Origin of the sequence: Acinetobacter sp. 1294596 (assembly GCF_000582925.1) — a bacterium.
Lineage (GTDB): Bacteria > Pseudomonadota > Gammaproteobacteria > Pseudomonadales > Moraxellaceae > Acinetobacter > Acinetobacter radioresistens.
In genome coordinates this window covers 1-819 of sequence record NZ_JFCC01000111.1, presented here as the reverse complement: position 1 = coordinate 819, position 819 = coordinate 1, and the positions used below count along the sequence as shown (strand labels likewise).

Here is an 819-nt window from a genome sequence, read left to right as displayed (position 1 = left end):
CTTGCTCCTTGAGCTGTCGGCAGCCGCAGAAACCAGGCCGCTGCAACTGTTTATTAAAAACATAGCACTCTGCAAACACGAAAGTGGACGTATAGGGTGTGATGCCTGCCCGGTGCTGGAAGGTTAATTGATGGGGTTAGCGTAAGCGAAGCTCTTGATCGAAGCCCCAGTAAACGGCGGCCGTAACTATAACGGTCCTAAGGTAGCGAAATTCCTTGTCGGGTAAGTTCCGACCTGCACGAATGGCATAATGATGGCGGCGCTGTCTCCAGCAGAGGCTCAGTGAAATCGAAATCGCTGTGAAGATGCAGTGTACCCGCGGCTAGACGGAAAGACCCCGTGAACCTTTACTGCAGCTTGACACTGAACTTTGACCTTACTTGTGTAGGATAGGTGGGAGGCTTTGAAGCTGGAACGCTAGTTCCAGTGGAGCCGTCCTTGAAATACCACCCTGGTAATGTTGAGGTTCTAACTCTGTCCCGTGATCCGGGACGAGGACCGTGTCTGGTGGGTAGTTTGACTGGGGCGGTCTCCTCCTAAAGAGTAACGGAGGAGTACGAAGGTGCGCTCAGCGTGGTCGGAAATCACGCGTAGAGTATAAAGGCAAAAGCGCGCTTAACTGCGAGACCCACAAGTCGAGCAGGTACGAAAGTAGGTCTTAGTGATCCGGTGGTTCTGTATGGAAGGGCCATCGCTCAACGGATAAAAGGTACTCTGGGGATAACAGGCTGATACCGCCCAAGAGTTCATATCGACGGCGGTGTTTGGCACCTCGATGTCGGCTCATCTCATCCTGGGGCTGAAGCAGGTCCCAAGGGT

General features: G+C 53.2%; 1 rRNA gene. It reads left to right on the top strand.

Going from position 1 to position 819, the window contains the following annotated elements:
* Positions 1-819 (top strand): 23S ribosomal RNA (locus J502_RS16115); the annotation flags it as partial.